At 56.0% G+C, this 18,832-nt stretch carries 16 protein-coding genes and 1 pseudogene; 11 read left to right on the top strand and 6 right to left on the bottom strand.

Annotated elements, in window-relative coordinates:
* Nucleotides 1-3: 3 nt before the first annotated feature.
* Nucleotides 4-294: an Asp-tRNA(Asn)/Glu-tRNA(Gln) amidotransferase subunit GatC gene (gatC, locus tag VGM48_RS19370; protein WP_331582079.1), complete on the bottom strand. Its 291-nt coding sequence runs from the start codon at nt 292-294 to the stop codon at nt 4-6.
* Between the two features lie 130 nt (nt 295-424).
* On the opposite strand from gatC, the gene trpS reads away from it, so the two are divergent.
* On the top strand, nt 425-1,432 hold the full coding sequence (gene trpS / locus VGM48_RS19365; RefSeq protein ID WP_331582078.1) for a tryptophan--tRNA ligase: 1,008 nt from the start codon (nt 425-427) through the stop codon (nt 1,430-1,432).
* A gap of 22 nt (nt 1,433-1,454) precedes the next feature.
* Nucleotides 1,455-2,090: a deoxynucleoside kinase gene (locus VGM48_RS19360; protein ID WP_331582077.1), complete on the top strand. Its 636-nt coding sequence runs from the start codon at nt 1,455-1,457 to the stop codon at nt 2,088-2,090.
* Nucleotides 2,091-2,653: 563 nt separating this feature from the next.
* Here the strand turns inward: VGM48_RS19360 and pckA are convergent.
* The gene (gene pckA, locus VGM48_RS19355; protein ID WP_331582076.1) at nt 2,654-4,270 is read right to left on the bottom strand and encodes a phosphoenolpyruvate carboxykinase (ATP); all 1,617 of its coding nucleotides are present in this window, start codon (nt 4,268-4,270) and stop codon (nt 2,654-2,656) included.
* A gap of 335 nt (nt 4,271-4,605) precedes the next feature.
* Here pckA and VGM48_RS19350 point away from each other — a divergent pair, with 335 nt between their 5' ends.
* The 6 genes from VGM48_RS19350 to VGM48_RS19325 all read left to right on the top strand — a co-directional run bounded on the left by VGM48_RS19350 (nt 4,606) and on the right by VGM48_RS19325 (nt 10,291).
* Nucleotides 4,606-5,910: an aminopeptidase P N-terminal domain-containing protein gene (locus tag VGM48_RS19350; RefSeq protein WP_331582075.1), complete on the top strand. Its 1,305-nt coding sequence runs from the start codon at nt 4,606-4,608 to the stop codon at nt 5,908-5,910.
* A 33-nt stretch (nt 5,911-5,943) separates the two neighbouring features.
* Nucleotides 5,944-6,753, top strand: coding sequence for a CDP-alcohol phosphatidyltransferase family protein (locus VGM48_RS19345; RefSeq protein ID WP_331582074.1), 810 nt, complete (start codon nt 5,944-5,946; stop codon nt 6,751-6,753).
* 6 nt (nt 6,754-6,759) lie between these two features.
* Nucleotides 6,760-7,005, top strand: a complete 246-nt coding sequence (gene purS / locus VGM48_RS19340; RefSeq protein WP_331582073.1) for a phosphoribosylformylglycinamidine synthase subunit PurS — start codon at nt 6,760-6,762, stop codon at nt 7,003-7,005.
* 8 nt (nt 7,006-7,013) lie between these two features.
* The gene (gene rsmI, locus VGM48_RS19335; protein WP_331582072.1) at nt 7,014-7,736 is read left to right on the top strand and encodes a 16S rRNA (cytidine(1402)-2'-O)-methyltransferase; all 723 of its coding nucleotides are present in this window, start codon (nt 7,014-7,016) and stop codon (nt 7,734-7,736) included.
* Between the two features lie 123 nt (nt 7,737-7,859).
* Nucleotides 7,860-8,324: a hypothetical protein gene (locus VGM48_RS19330; RefSeq protein ID WP_331582071.1), complete on the top strand. Its 465-nt coding sequence runs from the start codon at nt 7,860-7,862 to the stop codon at nt 8,322-8,324.
* 26 nt (nt 8,325-8,350) lie between these two features.
* Nucleotides 8,351-10,291, top strand: coding sequence for a M1 family metallopeptidase (locus tag VGM48_RS19325; protein ID WP_331582070.1), 1,941 nt, complete (start codon nt 8,351-8,353; stop codon nt 10,289-10,291).
* A gap of 210 nt (nt 10,292-10,501) precedes the next feature.
* On the opposite strand, the gene VGM48_RS19320 is transcribed toward VGM48_RS19325, so the two are convergent.
* From VGM48_RS19320 to VGM48_RS19310, 3 genes are all read right to left on the bottom strand, one after another.
* Nucleotides 10,502-11,155 carry a response regulator transcription factor gene (locus VGM48_RS19320; RefSeq protein WP_331582069.1) on the bottom strand — a complete coding sequence of 218 codons (654 nt, stop codon included), beginning with the start codon at nt 11,153-11,155 and terminating at the stop codon, nt 10,502-10,504.
* Nucleotides 11,156-11,284: 129 nt separating this feature from the next.
* Nucleotides 11,285-11,962, bottom strand: a complete 678-nt coding sequence (gene rsmG, locus VGM48_RS19315) for a 16S rRNA (guanine(527)-N(7))-methyltransferase RsmG (RefSeq protein WP_331582068.1) — start codon at nt 11,960-11,962, stop codon at nt 11,285-11,287.
* Nucleotides 11,935-13,299 (bottom strand): glycosyltransferase, encoded by a 1,365-nt coding sequence (locus VGM48_RS19310; RefSeq protein ID WP_331582067.1) that lies wholly within the window; start codon nt 13,297-13,299, stop codon nt 11,935-11,937. Before VGM48_RS19310 ends, rsmG begins: the two co-directional genes overlap by 28 nt.
* Before the next feature lie 2 nt (nt 13,300-13,301).
* On the opposite strand from VGM48_RS19310, the gene tgt reads away from it, so the two are divergent.
* Nucleotides 13,302-14,441 carry a tRNA guanosine(34) transglycosylase Tgt gene (tgt, locus tag VGM48_RS19305; RefSeq protein WP_331582066.1) on the top strand — a complete coding sequence of 380 codons (1,140 nt, stop codon included), beginning with the start codon at nt 13,302-13,304 and terminating at the stop codon, nt 14,439-14,441.
* 358 nt (nt 14,442-14,799) lie between these two features.
* Here tgt and VGM48_RS19300 read toward each other — a convergent pair.
* Nucleotides 14,800-15,696, bottom strand: a pseudogene (locus tag VGM48_RS19300) (glycosyltransferase); the annotation flags it as partial.
* Nucleotides 15,697-16,050: 354 nt separating this feature from the next.
* Here VGM48_RS19300 and VGM48_RS19295 point away from each other — a divergent pair.
* Nucleotides 16,051-17,145, top strand: coding sequence for an LptF/LptG family permease (locus VGM48_RS19295; RefSeq protein WP_331582065.1), 1,095 nt, complete (start codon nt 16,051-16,053; stop codon nt 17,143-17,145).
* Nucleotides 17,146-17,451: 306 nt separating this feature from the next.
* A complete protein-coding gene (locus VGM48_RS19290) occupies nt 17,452-18,735 on the top strand; it encodes a citrate (Si)-synthase, eukaryotic (RefSeq protein ID WP_331582093.1) in 1,284 nt (427 codons plus the stop codon).
* The last annotated feature ends 97 nt before the right edge of the window (nt 18,736-18,832 follow it).

Raw genomic sequence — 18,832 nt, 5'->3', positions numbered from 1 at the left:
GGGTTATTTGCGGATGACTTTTGGTACCTCGAAGTATGTCCCGTCGGTGACCGGGGCAGCGGAGAGTGCAGCCTCGCGGGAGATGGAGCCCTGGAGGATATCTTCCCGGAGGACGTTGATCTCGGGGCTCATGTGCAGCAGGGGTTCGACGCCGGTAGTATCGAGTTGGCCCAGCTTTTCCACGAAATGGATCATCTTCTGGAGGTCCTTTTTTATGGCCACTTTTTCGGTGGCGTTGAATTCCAGGCGGGCGAGATTGGATAGGTTGTCGATCAGTGCGTCATTGACTTCCATGCAGGTGCTTTGGGACAAAAATAGCTATCTTCGCGGTCCCCGCAAAGTCGCGTTAGCTACTTTCGCCCGAAGGGCAGACTTTAGCGGTTTGCCGGAGATGCGATACCTTAGGCAAAAACGCATCGACGGCATGTCTATGGAAAAAAAGAAAGATATTGTTATGAGCGGCATCCGGCCGACGGGTTTTCTCCATCTGGGAAACTATTTTGGCGCGGTGCGGAACTATGTACGGATGCAGGATAGTTATACCTGTTACTTTATGGTGGCTGATCTTCATGCCCTTACCACGCTGAATGAGACCCGGGAGCTGAAGGGGCATGTCCGGCGGGTGATGGCGGAGAATATCGCCTGTGGTCTGGACCCGGATAAAGTAGCTTTTTACTGTCAGAGTCATGTGCCGGAGACGGCTGAGTTATACCTGCTGTTGAATATGCTGGCCTATGTTGGCGAACTGGAGAAGACCCCTACCTTTAAGGATAAGGTCCGCTTGCAGCCGCAGAATGTGAATGCGGGGCTGCTGACCTATCCGGTGCTGATGGCGGCGGATATTCTGTTACACCGGGCTACGCTGGTGCCTGTGGGGAAGGACCAGGGGCAACACCTGGAGATCGCGCGGGATTTTGCGAGCCGGTTCAATGGCCGTTATGGGGAGGTGTTTCCGGAGCCCTATGCCTTCAATTTCGGCGAGGCGCTGGCAAAGGTGCCGAGTCTGGACGGGGCGGGCAAGATGAGCAAGAGCGAGAACCAGATGGCGACCATCTACCTGGCGGATACGGACGAGGCGATCCGCAAGAAGGTCGCCAAGGCGAAGACCGATAGTGGGGGGGACCCGGGGTCGCCGATGCCGGAGTCGGTGGCGAACCTGTTCCAGCTGTTGCAACTGGTGTCGGGCGAGGATGTGGTGCAGAAGTTTACCGCGGACTATGCGGCGGGGACGATCCGCTATGGCGATATGAAGAAAGAACTGGCGGAGGGGATGGTGGGTTTTATCGGTCCGATCCGGGAGAAGGCGGAGGCGATTCAAAACGACGACGCGTACCTGCGGCGGGTGATGGAGCAGGGGGCGGAGAAGGCGCGGGCCAGCGCAAAAGTGACGATTCAATTATCCAAGGATGCAATAGGATTAAGTTATATTTGATACTTACGACGATTTACGACTTATGACTAAGAATAAAAAACCTAAACACATCGCGGTAGCGGGAAATATCGGCGCCGGCAAGACGACGCTCACCGAAATGCTCAGCAAGCATTATAAGTGGATACCGCAATTCGAGGATGTGGACCATAACCCCTATCTGAACGATTTCTATGAGGATATGCCGCGTTGGTCCTTCAACCTGCAGATCTTCTTTCTCAACAGCCGGCTGAACCAGCTGCTGGAGATCCATACGGGAACGGAGACGGTGATCCAGGACCGGACGATCTATGAGGATGCGCATATCTTCGCGCCCAACCTGCATGAGATGGGGTTGATGAGCAAGCGGGATTACAACAACTATTTTCAGTTCTTTCAGACGCTGAAGCGGATGGTGCAGCCGCCGGACCTGCTGATCTATCTGCAGGGGTCGGTGCCGACGCTGGTGGCGCAGATTCAAAAGCGGGGAAGGGAGTATGAGGAGAATATCCGCCTGGACTATCTGAAGCGTCTTAATGACTATTATAATAAATGGATCGAAGGATATAAAGAGGGGCCGCTGCTGATCGTAGATATCGATAAGAATAAGTTCCCGGAGAATGAGGAGCACCTGGGCGAGATCATCACGAGGATCGATTCACAGTTGTACGGGTTGTTCTAGTTGGCGGCGACAGAGCCGGCCGTTGGTCGGCTGCCCGAAGGGCCATCGCTAGATGGCGGCTGCCGCGGGGGCAGGGCCGGACACGGGCCGACCGGCCGAAGGTCAATCATTAGACGTTTGCGGCCGGAGGTTATATTGCATAGCAACCACAAGCGAGCGAAGTGAAGGCTGCGACGGAGGAGGGCGGTGATGAAGCAGGCCCGACGAAGGCCTCCGCAAACAATAAAAAAACCCCATCGCGGGATGGAGTTAGTTTTGGCAAACAATCGAAGACGTTCTGATGAACAGGCAACGGGCAGTGGCCCGCAGCCGAAAAAGTTGTGCCAAGCTCTGGTTTTTTCCTCAATAAAAAAAATAATTGGGTACTTTTTTTTGGCAGGACCGGGGGGTATTTGCTACCGGATCCCCGGGGCAGAGGTGGCAGCCAATATTTAGCGGCTGCCCTGGAGCAGGGACATTTTGCTACTGGATCCCCCGGGGGCAGAGGGGGCTGCTAATTTTTAGCGGGTGCCCTGGGAGCACGACATTTTTTTACGCGATACCCCCAGGGGCAGAGGGGGCGGCTACTTTTTGCCGGACACCTGCGGGGCGGCGGCCAGGATCTCGCTGTCGACGCCGTCTGCGTATTTTCCGAAATTTTTGATGAACCAGCCGGCGACCTCATCGGCCATCTGATCGTAGGCGGCGGGGTCGGGCCAGGTGTTGCGGGGATTGAGCAGCTCGGCGGGTACGCCGGGGCAGGACAGGGGCATGGCCATTCCGAAGACGGGATGGGAGACATACTCCGCTGCATCGAGCGCGCCGTCGAGGGCGGCGGCGATCATGGCGCGGGTGTAGTTCAGCGAGATGCGGCTGCCCTTGCCGAAGACGCCGCCTGACCAACCGGTGTTGATCATCCACACCTTTACATTGTGCTGTTTCATTTTTGCTCCGAGCAGTTCGGCGTAGCGGCCGGGGTGCAGGGGCAGGAAGGGGGCGCCGAAGCAGGCGCTGAATGTTGGTTTTGGTTCGGTGATACCGGTTTCGGTGCCTGCGACCTTTGCGGTATAACCTGAAATGAACTGGTACATGGCCTGACCGGGCGTTAGCCGGGAGATCGGGGGCAATACACCATATGCGTCGCAGGTGAGGAAGAAAATATTTTTTGGCGTAGGGCCGAGCGAGGGCTCGAGCGCGTTGCCGATATACGTCAAGGGATAAGAAACGCGGGTGTTCTCGGTGATGGAGCCGTCCTCGAAATTGATCTTATCCGTATTGGGATAGAACTTGACATTCTCGACGAGGGCGCCGGGACGGATGGCGTGATAGATCTCGGGTTCTTTGTCTTCCTTGAGGTTGATACATTTGGCATAGCAGCCGCCTTCGAAGTTGAAGATGTTATCGCCTGTCCACCCGTGTTCATCGTCGCCGATCAACTGACGGCGGGGGTCGGCGCTGAGGGTGGTTTTACCAGTTCCACTCAAACCGAAGAAGATCGCGGTGTCACCCTTGGGTCCTTTGTTGGCGCTGCAGTGCATGCTGAGCACTTTCTTTTCGCGGGGGAGGATATAATTCAGTATGGTGAAGACGGATTTCTTTGTTTCGCCGGTGTAGCCGGAGCCGGCGATGAGAATGAGTTTATGCCGGAAGGAGAGGACGACGGTGTTGGGGCTGCGGGTGCCGCAGCGGGTGGGGTCGAGTTGGAGGCCGGGTGCGGAGAGGATCTGCCAGTCGGGGCGGAAACTCTCGAGTTCGTCCTCGGTGGGGCGGAGGAACATATTATACGCAAAGAGGTTGGTGCTTGCCAGTTCGTTGATGACGCGGATATTGAGGCGGAAGCGTTGGTCGGCGCAGACGTAGCAGTCGCGGACGAAGACTTCGGGCAGGTGGTTGAGATAGTTGGTTATGTCGGCGAAGAGGTGGTCGAAATGGGGGGTGTCGATGGGTTGGTTAAAATCGTTCCAATGGATGTGATCCGTGGTGTGTTCGTCGGCGAGCAGGTAGCGGTCTTTGGGGCTGCGGCCGGTGAAGGTTCCGGTGCGGATGACGAGGGCGCCGGTGTCATTGAGAACGCCTTCTTTGCGGCGAAGGGCATGGCGAACGAGTTCATGAGGAGTCAACTGGTAGTGTAGAGAGTCGTTGATCTTTAGCCCCAGGTGAGCCAGATGGTCGGTGGGGATAGCAAAAACAGGCACTGACATATGCGAGAAATCGTTTGTTTACACAAAGCTAAAGTTAAATTTTTCTATAGCAAGGCCGAAAGGGGCCTCTCGATTAGAGATTATCAAATTTGGGGCAGCATTGGTTAAAATATTGCTAAACTAACGATCGTTAGTTTGGGTTGGATTTATCAAAACGGCGGATTTAGTGATCAATCCATAAATTTGTCGGCTCGCGACATGTTTGAGGTTGCGCCAGGGATCGGAGCGGCAGCCCGGAGCCGAAGGCGAGGACTGTAGCGGAGAGCCCGGCGCGCCGACGCGGTGACGACCGATGGGAGGAGACGTGGAGGCGCGGGCGCCCAAAAAAATGAACTATGAGATATTTTCCAAATAACGCGGAGTTGTTTACGGCGAACCGGCGGCGGTTTGCGGAGGCGATGGCGCCGGGGGCGATCGCGGTTTTTGCGAGTAATGACGAGATGCCGTCGAATGGGGATGCGCATTATCCGTTTCGTCAGAGTACCGATCTTTTTTGGCTGACCGGGGTTTGGCAGGAAGACAGTATGCTGATCCTTTTTCCGGGGCATCCCGATGAGAAGTATCGCGAGGTGCTGGTGCTGGTGCGGCCGAATGCCCTGAAGGAGAAATGGGATGGCAAGCGGCTGAGTGCCGAAGAGGGAAAGACGGTCTCGGGGGTCGGGACGGTGGTGTGGGCAGACGTGCTTGACAATTTCCTGCCGCAGTGGGTACATATGGCCGATAGTATCTACCTTAACACGAACGAGAACGACCGGCGGCGCGGGCCGTTGATCACGCGGGAGTACCGGTTGATCGCGGAGATGCGGGAGAAGTTCCCGCTGCACACCTACCGGCGAAGTGCGGCGGTGTTGCGGAGTTTGCGGGCGATCAAGTCGGCGGCGGAGGTGGCGTTGATGCAGGAGGCGGCCGATATCACCGGGGAGACGTTCCGGCATCTCCTTCACTTTATCAAGCCGGGGGTGATGGAATACGAGATAGAGGCGGAGATCTGGCGCGGGTTTGTCTCGCGGCGCAGCAGCGGTCCTGCCTATGAGAGTATCATCGCGAGCGGCGATTCGGCGCGGACGCTCCACTACATTATCAACAACCGGGAGTGCCGGGACGGGGAGCTGGTGCTGATGGATTTTGGCGCTTCCTATGGCGGCTATAGCGCCGACCTTACGCGCACGGTGCCGGTGAATGGCCGGTTTACGCGGCGGCAGGCGGAGGTCTACAATGCCTGTCTGGCGGTTCATAATTTTGCAAAGAAGATGTTAACGCCGGGACTGTTGCCGGCGGATTATGTGCGGCAGGTGGGTGAGGAGATGAGCCGGCAGCTGGTGGGCATCGGGTTGCTGACGGAGGCCGATATCAGGAATGCGGGACCGGAGGGCGGGGCGCATTCGAAATATATGTATCATGGCGTTTCGCATCATCTGGGGATCGACGTGCATGATCTGGGGCCGCGGCATGAGGCGTTTCGCGAGGGGATGGTGCTGACGGTGGAGCCGGGGATCTATATCGAGGAGGAGCAGATGGGGATACGGATAGAGAACGATGTCTGGATCCGCGAGGGCGGGAATGTCGATCTGATGGCGAAGGTGCCGATCACGGTGGAGGAGATAGAAGCTGTGATGGCGCACGGGGCGCACGTAGTTTAGGGACGAATGCAAATAAAACAGTAATTTTCGGGCATGAAGAATATACCCAACCTTTTTACACTGCTTAACTTGTTCTTTGGTTGTATTGCGGTGATCCTGATCCTGCAGAACGGGATATCCGTGCTGTATTACAGCGACGGGTCGCAGTATATCGGGATGCCGGAGCGGGTGGGCTGGGCTTCGCTGTTTATCGGGCTGGCGGGGTTGGTGGATTTCTTCGACGGGCTGGTGGCGCGGCTTTTCAAGGCGACGTCGCCGCTGGGCAAGCAGCTGGATTCGCTGGCCGACCTCGTGAGTTTTGGGGTGGCGCCGGGGATGATCCTTTATCAGCTGCTGCGGTTGAGTTTTGCCGGGCAGCATGACGGGCTGGATGTTTCGGTGGGCTGGTTGTTGCCGGCTTTGCTGTTCCCGTGCTGTGCGGCGTACCGGCTGGCGCGCTTCAATATCGATGAGTCGCAGGCCTATGGGTTCAAAGGGATGCCGGCGCCGGCCGCGGGTTTGCTGATCGCGTCGCTGCCGCTGATCTCCTGGTATACGACGAATCCGACGGTGGCGGAGCTGATCGTCAATAAATGGGTGTTGTACGGATTGATCGTCGTGGTGGGCTGGCTGATGGTGAGCAAATTGCCGCTGATGGCGCTGAAGTTTAAAGATTATGGACTGCGGAACAACTGGCCGAAGCTGGCGCTGGTGGTGCTGGCGTTGTTGTCGGCGGTGTTTTTGAAGTGGCTGGCGGTGCCCGTGGTTTTCGTTTTTTATATTATTGTATCTTTGCTGGCGCCCGCCGCGGGGGAGAGTAGAACTGGCAGCAGCGTTGCGGCTGAAGGCTCAAACAAAAAATAAAACAGTATGATCTTTTCGGTACAGGTGAAAGTTATGCCCTTAAAAGAATTGCTGGACCCTCAGGGGAAGGCCGTGATGGGTGGTTTGCAGAATCTTGGGATCAGGAGTGTGAGCGACGTTCGCATCGGGAAGAATATTCATCTGCAGATAGAGGCGGCTTCGGCCGACGACGCGAAGAAGATCGCGGAAGAGGCCGGGAAGAAGTTGCTGGCCAATCCGGTGATGGAATACTTCGAGATCTCTGTAAACTAACTATTGTTTTGCTGTATATCGTTCCATCTCCCATCGGTAATCTGCAGGATATCACGCTCAGGGCCCTGGAGGTGCTGAAGGGGGTAGACCTGATCCTGGCGGAGGATACGAGGAATTCTTCGAGACTGCTGAATCACTTTCAGATCATCAAGCCGCTGTCGCCGTATCATCAGCATAACGAGCATAAGGTGTTGCGGCATTTGGCGGAGCAGTTGCTCGGGGGTAAGAAGATGGCGTTGTTGACGGATGCGGGGACCCCGGGTGTATCAGACCCGGCTTTTTTATTGGTGCGGGAGTGTATCCGGGTTGGTGTGAAGGTGGAGTGTTTGCCGGGTGCGACGGCGTTTGTGCCGGCGCTGGTGAACAGCGGGCTGCCGATGAACCGGTTTTGTTTCGAGGGTTTTCTGCCGCCGAAGAAAGGGCGGCAGACGGTGTTGAAGCAGCTGGCGGTGGAGTCGCGGACGATCGTGTTGTACGAGTCGCCGATGCGGCTGGTGAAGACGCTGGAAGAGCTGGCGGGGTATTTTGGAGAAGATCGCCAATGCTGTGTGAGCCGGGAGCTGACCAAGATCTATGAGGAGAATCGCCGGGGGAGTTTGAAGGAGGTGGCAGAGTATTTCCGGGAGAAGGGGGTAAAGGGGGAGATCGTTATTATCATCGAGGGGGCGCCGGATAAGCGAAGGAGGGAGGCGGAAGAAGAAGAGGACGCTGGGGATGAGAGCGAGGGGTGAGTTGCGAGGGATGAGGTTGCGAGGGGTGAGGTTGCGACGGGAGATGATGCGGCGGGGAAGAGATGGGCGATGAAGCGACTGGGCGGCGACGACTAAAGCCAATGTTAACCTAAATATAGTTTTATGAAGAAGATCCTTTTTGGGGCTGCATTTTGCGGCGCGATGATGTTTATGGCGGTGGGTGCGCAGGCGCAGTTTAGGAGCGTTCCTGCGATGGTAACCGATTCATTTAAGGCGAAGTATCCGGGGGCGTCAGCCGTGACCTGGACGGACAAGTTGCTGGCCGGTGGATTCCAGGCGAGCTTCACAGAAGGCAAGGAAAAGTTCGATGCGCGGTTTGGGAATAAAGGGGAGTGGCAGTGGTCGTCGAAGAAGATTGCCAAGGATGCGATCCCGGGACCGGTGAGGGACGGGCTTTCGAAGAGCAAGTATGCGGGAGCGGACTGGGAGGTGAAGACGGTGACGATGAAGTTCCTGCCGGGTAATATCGTGCAGTACATTCTCTTTGTCGAGAAGAGCGATCTGAATAAGAAGAATTTGCTGTTTAGCAGCGAGGGGCAGTTGCTGAGGGATGGGGCGACGCTGTAGTAACCGGGTTGAACATTTTTTGAACTATGATAAAAAAGATCATGCTTTCCGGGATGTTGTTCCTGGGAATTTGGGCCGGGGTGTCGGCGCAGCCGGACCGGTGGCAGCAACGCGTCAAGTATACGATGAACGTCGATATGGATGTGAGCACGAACCGGTTTACGGGCAGTCAGACGTTGGCGTATACGAATAACAGTCCCGATACGCTGACGAAAGTATTTTACCACCTCTACTGGAACGCGTTTCAGCCGGGGAGCATGATGGACACCCGCAGCCGGGAGCTGGGGAAGATCGTTTATTCCTCGGGGCGCCGCGGGGGCGGGGAGCAACGGGATTGGGATAGCCGCGTACGGGATCGCATCCTGAACCTGAAACCGGAGGAGATCGGCTATCAGCATGTGCTGGCGCTGACGATGAACGGCGTGGCGCAAAAGTTCAAAGAAGAGGAGACGATCCTCGAAGTGGAGCTGACGAAGCCCATCCTGCCGCATACGACGACGGTCTTTCAGATGAAATTCGAGGCGCAGGTGCCGCTGCAGATCCGCCGGAGCGGCCGGGACAATCCCCAAACGGGGGTCAGGTATTCCATGAGTCAATGGTATCCCAAGATGTGCGAGTACGACTATGAGGGCTGGCATCCGACGCCTTACGTGGCGCGGGAGTTTTATGGGGTCTGGGGTGATTATGATGTTTCGATCTCGATCGACAAGACCTATATCCTCGGGGGCACGGGCTACCTGGAGAATGCGGCGCAGATCGGTTATGGTTATGAGGCGCCAGGCGTCAAGGTGGTGCGGCCGGCGGGGGAGAAGCTGAAATGGCATTTTACGGCGCCGAACGTGCATGATTTCATGTGGGCCGCCGATCCCGATTACAAGCACCTGGTGCGGCGGATCCCCGGCGGACCGACGATTAACGTGCTGTACAAGAACGCGAGCGGCGAGGCGCGGAATGACACGCTTTGGACGACGCTTGCGGATGCGGCGGTGCTGGTGTTGCCCTATATCGAGAAACATTTTGGGAAATATCCCTGGAAGCAATATTCGTTTGTGCATGGCGGCGATGGCGGGATGGAATACCCGATGAGCACGTTGCTGGTTGGGCCTTCACTTGGCGGCGCTTTCCACGAATGGATGCATAGCTGGTACCAGGGTATGCTGGGAACGAACGAGTCGATGTATCCCTGGATGGATGAAGGGTTTACCACCTACGCCGAGGGAGAGGTGAGTGCCTATTACTATGAGGAGATGCTGAAGAAGCATCCCGACAACAAGGGGCTGCAGGATATCGTCGAGCGGAACCGGACGCAGCTGCCGTTGCACCAGGCGGGTTCCTACAACTCGTATTTTGCGCTGGTGAAGAGCGGGCTGCAGGAGCCGCTGACGACACATGCGGATCATTACAATACCAATTTTGCGTATAGCATCGCGTCGTATTCGATGGGGGCGATGTTTATAGATGAGTTGGGGTATATCGCCGGCGCCTCTGTCCGGGATGCGATCCTGCTGGAATATTACAAGGAGTGGCGGTTCAAGCATCCGAATGCGAGTGATTTTTTGCGGATCGCGGAGAAGGTGAGCGGGATGAAGCTGGACTGGTACCGGGAGTATTGGATCAGTACGACGAAGACGATCGATTATTCGATCGACAGTCTTTGGGAGGAGAATGGGAAGTCGAATATCCGGCTGAAGATGGTGGGGACGATGCCGATGCCGTTGGACGTGTTGCTTACGTATAAGGATGGCAGCAAGGAGATGGCATATATCCCGCAGTATTCTATGTTTGGGGCGAAGGCGGCGGAGGATGCGACGCCGAGGACGGTGTTTGAGCCGTGGAAATGGACGAGTCCGACGTATACTTTTAGCGTCGCCAGGAAGTTGCTGGATCTAAAGGTGGTGGAGATAGATCCGTCGCAGCGGATGGCGGATGTGGATCGGAAGAATAATAAGTTGGAATTGAATTGGTAATACCGGCGCGGGCCGGATGGGGCGGGGGAACTGCCTACATCATAAAAAGAAAATGGGCTGTCTACGAAAGACGGCCCATTTTCTTAGCAAATTATTCCGAGGAAAAGGTAAAATGACTAATGGATCTGATATCAAACAGCCCGTGGCGAAGATAGATGCTCTTGGAGGGTAAAACAATACCACTTTGTGGTAAGTTTTATGCGGGGGTCGTCATCGGCCGTAAAATTTGTTGATGGCTTCCACGCGATTGTTCACATGGAGTTTTTCATATATGTGATAAACGTGTTTGCGAACGGTTTCCTGGCTGATAAAGAGCCGGGCGGCGATCTCTTTATAGAGCATGCCGCGGGCGAGGAGTTCGAGTATTTCGTTTTCTCTATTGGATAGTAGGCTGGTTGTTTTTGCGGCGGCGCTGGCGGTGCTGGCGTCGGCGGCGCCGCGGAGTTGGAAGGCGTTGACCACTTTGCGGGCGATCTGTGAGCTCATGGGCGCCCCGCCTTCATGCAGTTCGCGCAGGGATTCCAGGAGCTTGCCGGGGGCTGTTTTCTTGAGGATATAGCCGTTGGCGCCTGCTTTGAGGGCTTCGAATATTTTTTCGTCCTCTTCATAGATGGTGCACATCATGAAAAGTATCTCCGGGTATTGCGGTTTCAGTTGCCGAACGCAATCAATGCCACTCTCACCATCACCTAAATTAATGTCCATGAGGACCACATTGGGTTTTACCTCGGGAATCTTCTGCAGGGCTTCTTCTGCGTCAGCATAGGAGCCGGCCAATGTATAGCCTTCTGCCATCAGGATGATCTGTTCGAGGGCAGAGCGGATGTCTTTGTTGTCATCTACAATGCAAACAGATATTGTCATGGAGCAAAGGTCAGGTCCTTTGGCGAGATGGCAATACCACATTGTGGTAGTTTTGCGGGGACATTTGGGGATAGAAGTGGGGCAGGCCCGGGGAAGTTCGGCGGAACATTTTGGGGATAGCCGGCAGGGTCAGAAGCGCACGTTGAGGAGGTATTTTTCGCGGAACTCGTTGAGCGGGAAGAGGTCATATATCTCCACCATGCGGGGGCGGGTATTGCTTTCGGATATCTCGGCGGAGAGGTCGCCGCCTTTGAGGCAGATGAGGCCGGAGGGGATGGTGGCGAAGAGAGGGCCGGAATGGAATTGGGTGGGATCGGTTCTTTTCCGCTTGCGGAGGAGGGGTTGGGACCAGGCGTGGAGTTCTTTCAGGGGGGCGACGGCGCGGGAGACGGCTACGTCGAATTTGCGATCTTTTATTTCTTCTGCGCGGATATGCTGGGTCGTGACATTGGTGAGGCCGATGGCTTCGCGGATGGCGTCGACGACCTTTATCTTTTTGCCGATGCTGTCTACGAGGTGGAAGCGGGTCTCGGGGAAGAGGATGGCCAGGGGGATACCGGGGAAGCCGCCGCCGGTGCCGATGTCGATGACCTCCATTCCGGGGGTAAAGGTAAATGGGACGGCGATGGAGAGGGAGTGGAGGACGTGCTTTTCATAGAGTGCGTCGATATCCTTGCGGGAGATGACGTTGATCTTGGCGTTCCATTCCGTGTACAGGCCACCGAGGGCGCTGAGTTGTTGGATCTGCGCCGGGGTAAAGTCCTCAAAATATTGCAGGACTACTTCCAGGCCTTTGGCTTTTTCCATAATGAGGAAGAGAAGATGAGATAATAGCCGAGCATCCAGAGGTCGAGCAGCCACCACCAGGGGAAGAGGTCTTCTTCGCCTAGCTTTCGCATGGCCTTGTGAAAGATGAAACCCTGGGTGAGGGTGCGAATACCGAAGCCGATGAGGGCGATGCGCCAGTTGACGAAGAGACTGACGATCAGCAGGGGGTAGAAGAGCAGGTGGGTGGTGGAGTAGAGCCCCAGCAGGAATTTATGCAGGGGTTTATAATAGCGTGCGGTGGTATGGTGACGGGCTTTTTGGCGGTACCATTCGGGGAAAGTCTTTTTCGGTTCGGAGAGGGTGAAGGTATCAGGGTCGACAACGATGGCGGTGTTCTCCTTCGTTGCGACTTTATTGATGAACAGATCGTCGTCGCCGCCGGGTACGTGGTTGAGGGCGGAGAAGCCTTTGTTGCGGAAGAAGACGTCCTTTTTATACGAGAGGTTGCGGCCGACGCCCATATAGGGGTGGCCGGCGAGGGCGTAGGAGAAATATTGCAGGGCGGTGTGGAAGGTGTCGAAGCGGATGATCTTGTTGAGAAAGCCGGGGCTTTTCTTATAGGGGCTATAGCCGAGGACGATCTCTACACCGTTTTCGTAGGCGTCCTGCATTTTCTGGATCCAGAATTCGGTGGCGGGGATGCAGTCGGCGTCGGTGAGCAGGACGATCTCGTGCTGGGCTTCCTTGATGCCCATGCTGAGCGGGTATTTCTTACCGGGGATGCCGAGGGCTTCGTGTTCGAGATTGACGATATGGAGGCCTTTGAACGTCTTTTTGAACTCGTCGAGGAGATAGCGGGTCTCGTCCTGGCTATTATGGTTTACGACCATGATCTCATGGGTGCTGGGATAGCGTTGGGCGAGGGCTCCGGGGAGGTGGGTGATGAGTCGTGCGGCATCGTCCCGGGCGCAGATGATGACGCTGACGGGGTGTTGTTGAGAGTGCTCTTTTGGCGGGGGGGAATAGAACGCCAGCCTTCTGAAGAACCAACCATAGTAGAATAACTGTACCAGGGTGATCAGACAAAAAACGATAAAAAACAGCTCGAGCCAGGGGAAACTCCAAAACGTTTTAGCCATAAGGTGTTTACTGTCGGCGCCGGCCGGTGGCCGGCGCAGGGGCGAAAGTACAAATTTTCGGCGTAGAGAGAATAAAAGAAGGGGGTTCGTGGGGATACCACTTACGTGGTATCCCAGGGGTGGCATGATGGTGCGGAGGATGCGGATATGTGGGGTGGTCGTGGTGGTGCGGGGGGGAATATGTAATTTGCGGCCCGACAGGAACCGCTGGAGGCGGTTCGACCGAAGGTCAGACAAATATGAAATCATTACAATTTGCATTGGAAGGGGGAGCGCCGGGGTCGGCGGCCCGGGCGGGGACCATCACCACGGATCATGGGAAGATACAGACGCCCATTTTTATGCCGGTGGGGACGGTGGGCAGCGTCAAGGCCGTGAGTCAGCAGCAGCTGAAGCAGGACGTGCAGGCGCAGATCATTTTGGGCAATACCTATCATCTTTATCTGCGGCCGGGGCTGGAGGTGCTGGAGACGGCGGGCGGGTTACACCGGTTTAACGGTTGGGACCGGCCGATCCTGACGGACAGCGGGGGGTATCAGGTCTTTTCGCTTTCGGGTACCCGCAAGATACAGGAGGAGGGGGTGATCTTTCAATCGCATATCGACGGGAGCCGGCATTTGTTCAGTCCGGAGAAGGTGATGGATATCCAGCGGACGATCGGCGGGGATATCATCATGGCTTTTGACGAGTGTCCGCCCTATCCGTGTGACTATGGTTATGCGGAGCGGTCGATGCATCTGACGCATCGCTGGCTGGACCGATGCTGGGAACATTTTCATGAGACCCCTGACAAATACGGCTATACGCAGAACCTGTTCCCGATTGTTCAGGGAAGTGTGTTCCCTGCGCTGCGCAAGGCTTCCTGTGCCTATATCGCGGGTAAGGGTGCGGTCGGCAATGCGATAGGCGGGCTTAGCGTGGGTGAGCCGGAGCAGGAGATGTATGATATCTGCGCCGCCTGTTGCGAGGACCTGCCTTTCGACCGGCCGCGCTACCTGATGGGTGTGGGGACGCCGTGGAATATCCTCGAATGCATCGACAGGGGGGTGGATATGTTCGACTGTGTGTTGCCGACGCGCAACGGCCGGAATGCGATGCTTTTTACCTCCGAGGGGGTGATCAATATCGATAACAAGAAATGGGAGATGGACCTCTCGCCGATAGACACCGGCATCGGATGCGCTTTCAGCGAATATTATTCGAAGGCCTATCTGCGGCATCTCGTGAAGGCTAAGGAGATCCTTGGGCTGACGATCGCGAGCGTCCATAATCTGGCGTTCTATCTCTGGCTGGTTGGGGAGGCGAGGAAGCATATCCTGGCGGGGGATTTTGCGAGCTGGAAGCGGGGTCAGGTGGAGGTTTTAAAGCGCCGGCTTTAAATGGGGGGAAGACGGGCGACGAGCTGCGGGTGACGGATGCAGGGGTGGAAGACGGGCTGCGGGTGACGGAGGGCGGGGCAGTTGGGGAGGAGAGGGTTGCTGCGGATGACGGGCTGCGGGTGACGGAGGGCGGGGCAGTTGGGGACGGCCGGAGGATATCGTCGATGTAGACGATCCGGGTATGACTGGTTTTTAGCAGTGACCTTTTATTGAACCGGAGCCGGGTCAGCGCGCGGATCTGGCGATAGAAGATGCGGGGAATATAAAGCAGGATCTTTCCCGGGGACCGATGGGCGACATCCTTTGTTACGATCAACAGAAATGAGAGCGTAAAAGCCGCCAGGCAACCTAACCAGGCATAGCTGAGCCGGGGGTCGATGAACCAGTCGGTGATCATCATGAAACAAGAGAGGCCCAGCAGGATAAAATAGGGCGGCCGGACGAGGTTATAGGCGAAATAGATGAGATTGCCATCGCGTCTGCGGAGTCCTGTCCACAATAAGTTGAATGCATTGCCCAGGAATTTGAAATGGGCGGCGATCCAGCGGGTGCGCTGGCGCTCGAAATTGTTGCCGTCGCGGACTTTTTCGTCATAGAATACCGCTTCCCGGGCGTAGGTGATGCGGTGGATATTTTTTACGATGCCCAGTTGTAATTGCTTGTCAAATCCTCCCGTCCTGCTGCGCTGATCATATTTAATCTTTTTATATAAGGCTTTGTGAACGGATATGCCGCTGCCGGAGATGTTCGCGGAGAATCCGAGGAGGGAGCGCATGTCGCGTTCGATGAAATTGCTGAGTGATGCGCCCCAGTGGTCAATCTGTTCGTAGGTGTCTTCCGTATTCTTTGACCGCATGCGGCCATAGACGGCGTTGGAGCCACTATTGTAAAACGCGTTGAGGGTGCGGAGGAAATCGGGGTGGGCGAGATTATCGGGATCGAAGATGACCAGTACTTCATCCTGGTCGGTAAGATGTTGCAGGCCATAGTCCAGCGAGGCCATCTGGTCGTTCAGGGGAGTGGCCGGCCTGAGAATATGGATACGGGTATCGGGGAAGTGCAGGTGAGTGGTGTCGCAGTCGTCGGCGACGACATATACGTTAAAGCGCCGATGCGTTTGTTTCAGGAGGGAATCGACGATGGGTGGGATGAGATCGGCCTCGCGGTGAGCGGTGATGACGATGCCGAACTGGAACTCTTTTTTGACCTCGGCGAAAGGAGTGGGTGACGGCCGGCGGCCGAGGAGCCGGGCCATCGTATAGATGAGCAGCAGGATGAGGGGATGGACCAGGAAAGAGGCGAGGAACAGCTGGGCAGCCAGGTACCCGTACCAAAAAATAATCCAGACAGGTTGCATGGGACGAGATTTATTAGTGATCCGTCGATCGGGATCGGGCTTTATCGGGGCGGGTCCGGGGATGATCGGAATTGAGCCTGAGCGTGATCGGGGTCAGTATACGGAGGATGATCAGGGGTGGGACTACCGCCATTTTTAACAGCAATTTCTATACCCCGGGGGGCTATTGGCGCGTTTGGGGGCGGGGAAGTGGGGAAGATGAAGTAAATTGCGGCGGCTCTGCGCACCGGAAGCTGGAGCCATGTCTGTGCTATGATCAAGCTGCTGGATAGATACATATTAAAAAAGTTTCTTGGGACGTTCGTGTTCACGATGCTTGTGATCACGATTATCGCGGTGGTGATCGATACGAGCGAGAAGGCGGATGATTTTGTGCGGAGCGGGCTGAATGCGAAGCAGCTGATCATGCTGTATTATATCGGGTTCATCCCGTTTATCATGTCGATGATCTATCCGCTGATGGTGTTTATCGCGGTCATCTACTTCAGCAGCAAGATGGCGGGACGGTCGGAGATCATTGCCATCCTTGCGGGCGGGGTCCGGTTTAACCGGATGCTGCGGCCTTACCTGATCGGTGCGGTGTTTCTTTCGCTGATCTTCTGGTTTGCCAGCCAGTATTTTATTCCGAAGGCCAACGAGATAAGAACCGATTTTCAGGCGGTGTATGTGGACCGGAACAGCAGCTACAACGGTGATCCCTACAAGAACAATAATTTTTATCTCCGGGTGGACCCCGTGACGTTTGTGGGATTCCGGTATTATGACACCCTGAACAAGGTGGCGACGAATTTCTTTTTGCAGAAGCTGAAGGGGAATAAGGTGTATTACAATATCCGGGCGGAGTCGGTGCGATGGGATGCTGCCAAAAAGGACTGGAAGCTGTCCACGGTGGTGGAGCGGACAATTGACGGGGTGCATGAGACGTTAAAGAAACGGGACAGCCTGCACGTGAATCTGAATGTGCTGCCCAAGGAACTGCGGCGGGACGACTATATGAAGGATAAGCTGACGACGCCGGAGTTGCATCAATTCATCCATATGGAGGAGGTACGGGGTTCGGAGGGGTTGAATACCTTCAAGGTGGAGTTGTATCACCGGGATGCCACGCCTTTTTCCGTGATCATCATGGCGCTGATCGGTGCGATCATTGCCAGCCGGAAGATCAGAGGCGGCAGTGGGTTGCATCTGGCGGTGGGGATCGTGCTTGCGGCGATATTTGTCGTGATGGATAAGTTTGCGGTGACCTTTTCGACGAAGGGGGATCTGCCGCCCATGCTGGCTGCCTGGTTGCCGAATATCATTTTCAGTGGGGTGGCGTGTATCCTTTATGTGAAGACGCCGAAATAGGGCGCCGACGGGGGTACGTGGAGGCGAAAAGAGACGGGCCGATGGAGAGCGTGAGGGGGCGACGACGGAGGCGAAAAGAGACGGGCCGACGGGGGCACGAGAAGGGGTGACGACCGAGGGGATTGAGGCTAACGTTCGTTAGTTTCCGTTAATTGGAATTTAATTTTTAAAGGCAACTGATCATTTGTTCCCCAGCGTTTTGTAGTGTACTTTTACTCCGCCCGGGAAAATCTGATTTGGATTACGGGCGAAAAATCTATCGATATGGCAACTATAAAAGAAAGGTTCAAGGTGTAGGCTGATGGGCTGGCCGGCGAGATAAAGGATATCATTAAAGAGCATGGCGGAAAGAAGATCGGCGAGGTGACGCTGGCGCAGATCTATCAGGGCATGCGGGGGATGACGGGTCTTGTGACCGAGACTTCCCTGCTGGATGCACAGGAAGGCATCCGCTTTCGGGGTTATTCGATCCCGGAGCTGCAGCAGCGGCTGCCCAAGGCCCAGGGCGGGACGGAGCCATTGCCTGAAGGGTTGTTCCATCTGATGTTGCTGGGAGAGTTACCTACGGAAGAAGATGCGCACGATCTGACCGCCAACTGGCAGCGGCGGAGTCATGTTCCCAATCATGTTTTTGCGGCGATAGAGGCTTTACCGAAGGATTCGCATCCGATGACGCAGTTTGTGGTCGCCATTATGGCGTTGCAGACCGAGAGCAAGTTTGCCGACAAATATGCAAAGGGGATGGCGAAGAAGGATCATTGGGAGGCGGTGTTTGACGATTCGATGGACCTGATCGCGCGGCTGCCACGGGTTGCCGCCTATATCTACCGGAGAAAATATAAGAACGAGGATCATATCCACCCCGACGGCCTGCTGGATTGGGCGGGGAATTTTGCGCATATGCTGGGTTATGAGGATGAGACGTTCCGGGAGCTGATGCGGTTGTATATGACGATCCATGCCGATCATGAAGGCGGTAACGTCAGCGCGCATACGACGCACCTGGTTGGGTCGGCGCTGAGCGATCCGTATCTGAGCCTTGCGGCGGGGATGAACGGGCTTGCCGGTCCGTTGCATGGCCTGGCCAACCAGGAGGTGATCAAATGGATCATGGAGATGCGGGAAGACCTGGGTGTGGAGCGGCCATCGAAGGAGCAGATTGCGGATTATGTGCAGAAGACGCTGAGTGAAGGGAAGGTGGTGCCGGGTTATGGGCATGCGGTGTTACGGAAGACCGATCCGCGGTTCGAGGCGCAGATGGAATTTGGGAAGAAGCATATTCCCGATGATCCGCTGGTGCAGACGGTCTGGACGATCTATGAGACGGTGCCGCCGATATTGCAGTCGCTTGGGAAGATCAAGAATCCGTGGCCGAATGTGGATGCGCATAGCGGCGCGCTGCTGGTACATTATGGACTTGTCGAGTATGAATTCTATACGGTTTTGTTTGGGGTGAGCCGGGCGCTTGGGGTGTTGTCCAGCCTTTGCTGGGACCGGGCGTTGGGATTCCCGCTGGAGCGGCCGAAGTCGGTGACGACGGAGAGTGTGAAGGCCTGGTTGAAGGGAGAGGGGGATATCTGGGGCGACTAGGAGCGCGGCGGCGGCAGATTGCGGCGGCATCAGGCCGACGGAGGAAAAGGTAGGTTGCGGCGGGCGTAGGCTGACAGCGGTGGAAGATTGCAGCGGG

The sequence above is a fragment of the Puia sp. genome (genome assembly GCF_036500295.1).
Lineage (GTDB): Bacteria > Bacteroidota > Bacteroidia > Chitinophagales > Chitinophagaceae > Puia.
This window is presented reverse-complemented; position numbering and strand designations above follow the sequence as displayed.

Coding starts and splice junctions, on each gene's coding strand:
- VGM48_RS19360 (WP_331582077.1), top strand. CDS start 1,455: ATGACTAAGAATAAAAAACCTAAACACATCGCGGTAGCGGGAAATATC.
- trpS (WP_331582078.1), top strand. CDS start 425: ATGTCTATGGAAAAAAAGAAAGATATTGTTATGAGCGGCATCCGGCCG.
- rsmG (WP_331582068.1), bottom strand. CDS start 11,962: ATGGAAAAAGCCAAAGGCCTGGAAGTAGTCCTGCAATATTTTGAGGAC.
- pckA (WP_331582076.1), bottom strand. CDS start 4,270: ATGTCAGTGCCTGTTTTTGCTATCCCCACCGACCATCTGGCTCACCTG.
- VGM48_RS19325 (WP_331582070.1), top strand. CDS start 8,351: ATGATAAAAAAGATCATGCTTTCCGGGATGTTGTTCCTGGGAATTTGG.
- gatC (WP_331582079.1), bottom strand. CDS start 294: ATGGAAGTCAATGACGCACTGATCGACAACCTATCCAATCTCGCCCGC.
- VGM48_RS19295 (WP_331582065.1), top strand. CDS start 16,051: ATGATCAAGCTGCTGGATAGATACATATTAAAAAAGTTTCTTGGGACG.
- purS (WP_331582073.1), top strand. CDS start 6,760: ATGATCTTTTCGGTACAGGTGAAAGTTATGCCCTTAAAAGAATTGCTG.
- VGM48_RS19345 (WP_331582074.1), top strand. CDS start 5,944: ATGAAGAATATACCCAACCTTTTTACACTGCTTAACTTGTTCTTTGGT.
- VGM48_RS19350 (WP_331582075.1), top strand. CDS start 4,606: ATGAGATATTTTCCAAATAACGCGGAGTTGTTTACGGCGAACCGGCGG.
- VGM48_RS19330 (WP_331582071.1), top strand. CDS start 7,860: ATGAAGAAGATCCTTTTTGGGGCTGCATTTTGCGGCGCGATGATGTTT.
- VGM48_RS19320 (WP_331582069.1), bottom strand. CDS start 11,155: ATGACAATATCTGTTTGCATTGTAGATGACAACAAAGACATCCGCTCT.
- tgt (WP_331582066.1), top strand. CDS start 13,302: ATGAAATCATTACAATTTGCATTGGAAGGGGGAGCGCCGGGGTCGGCG.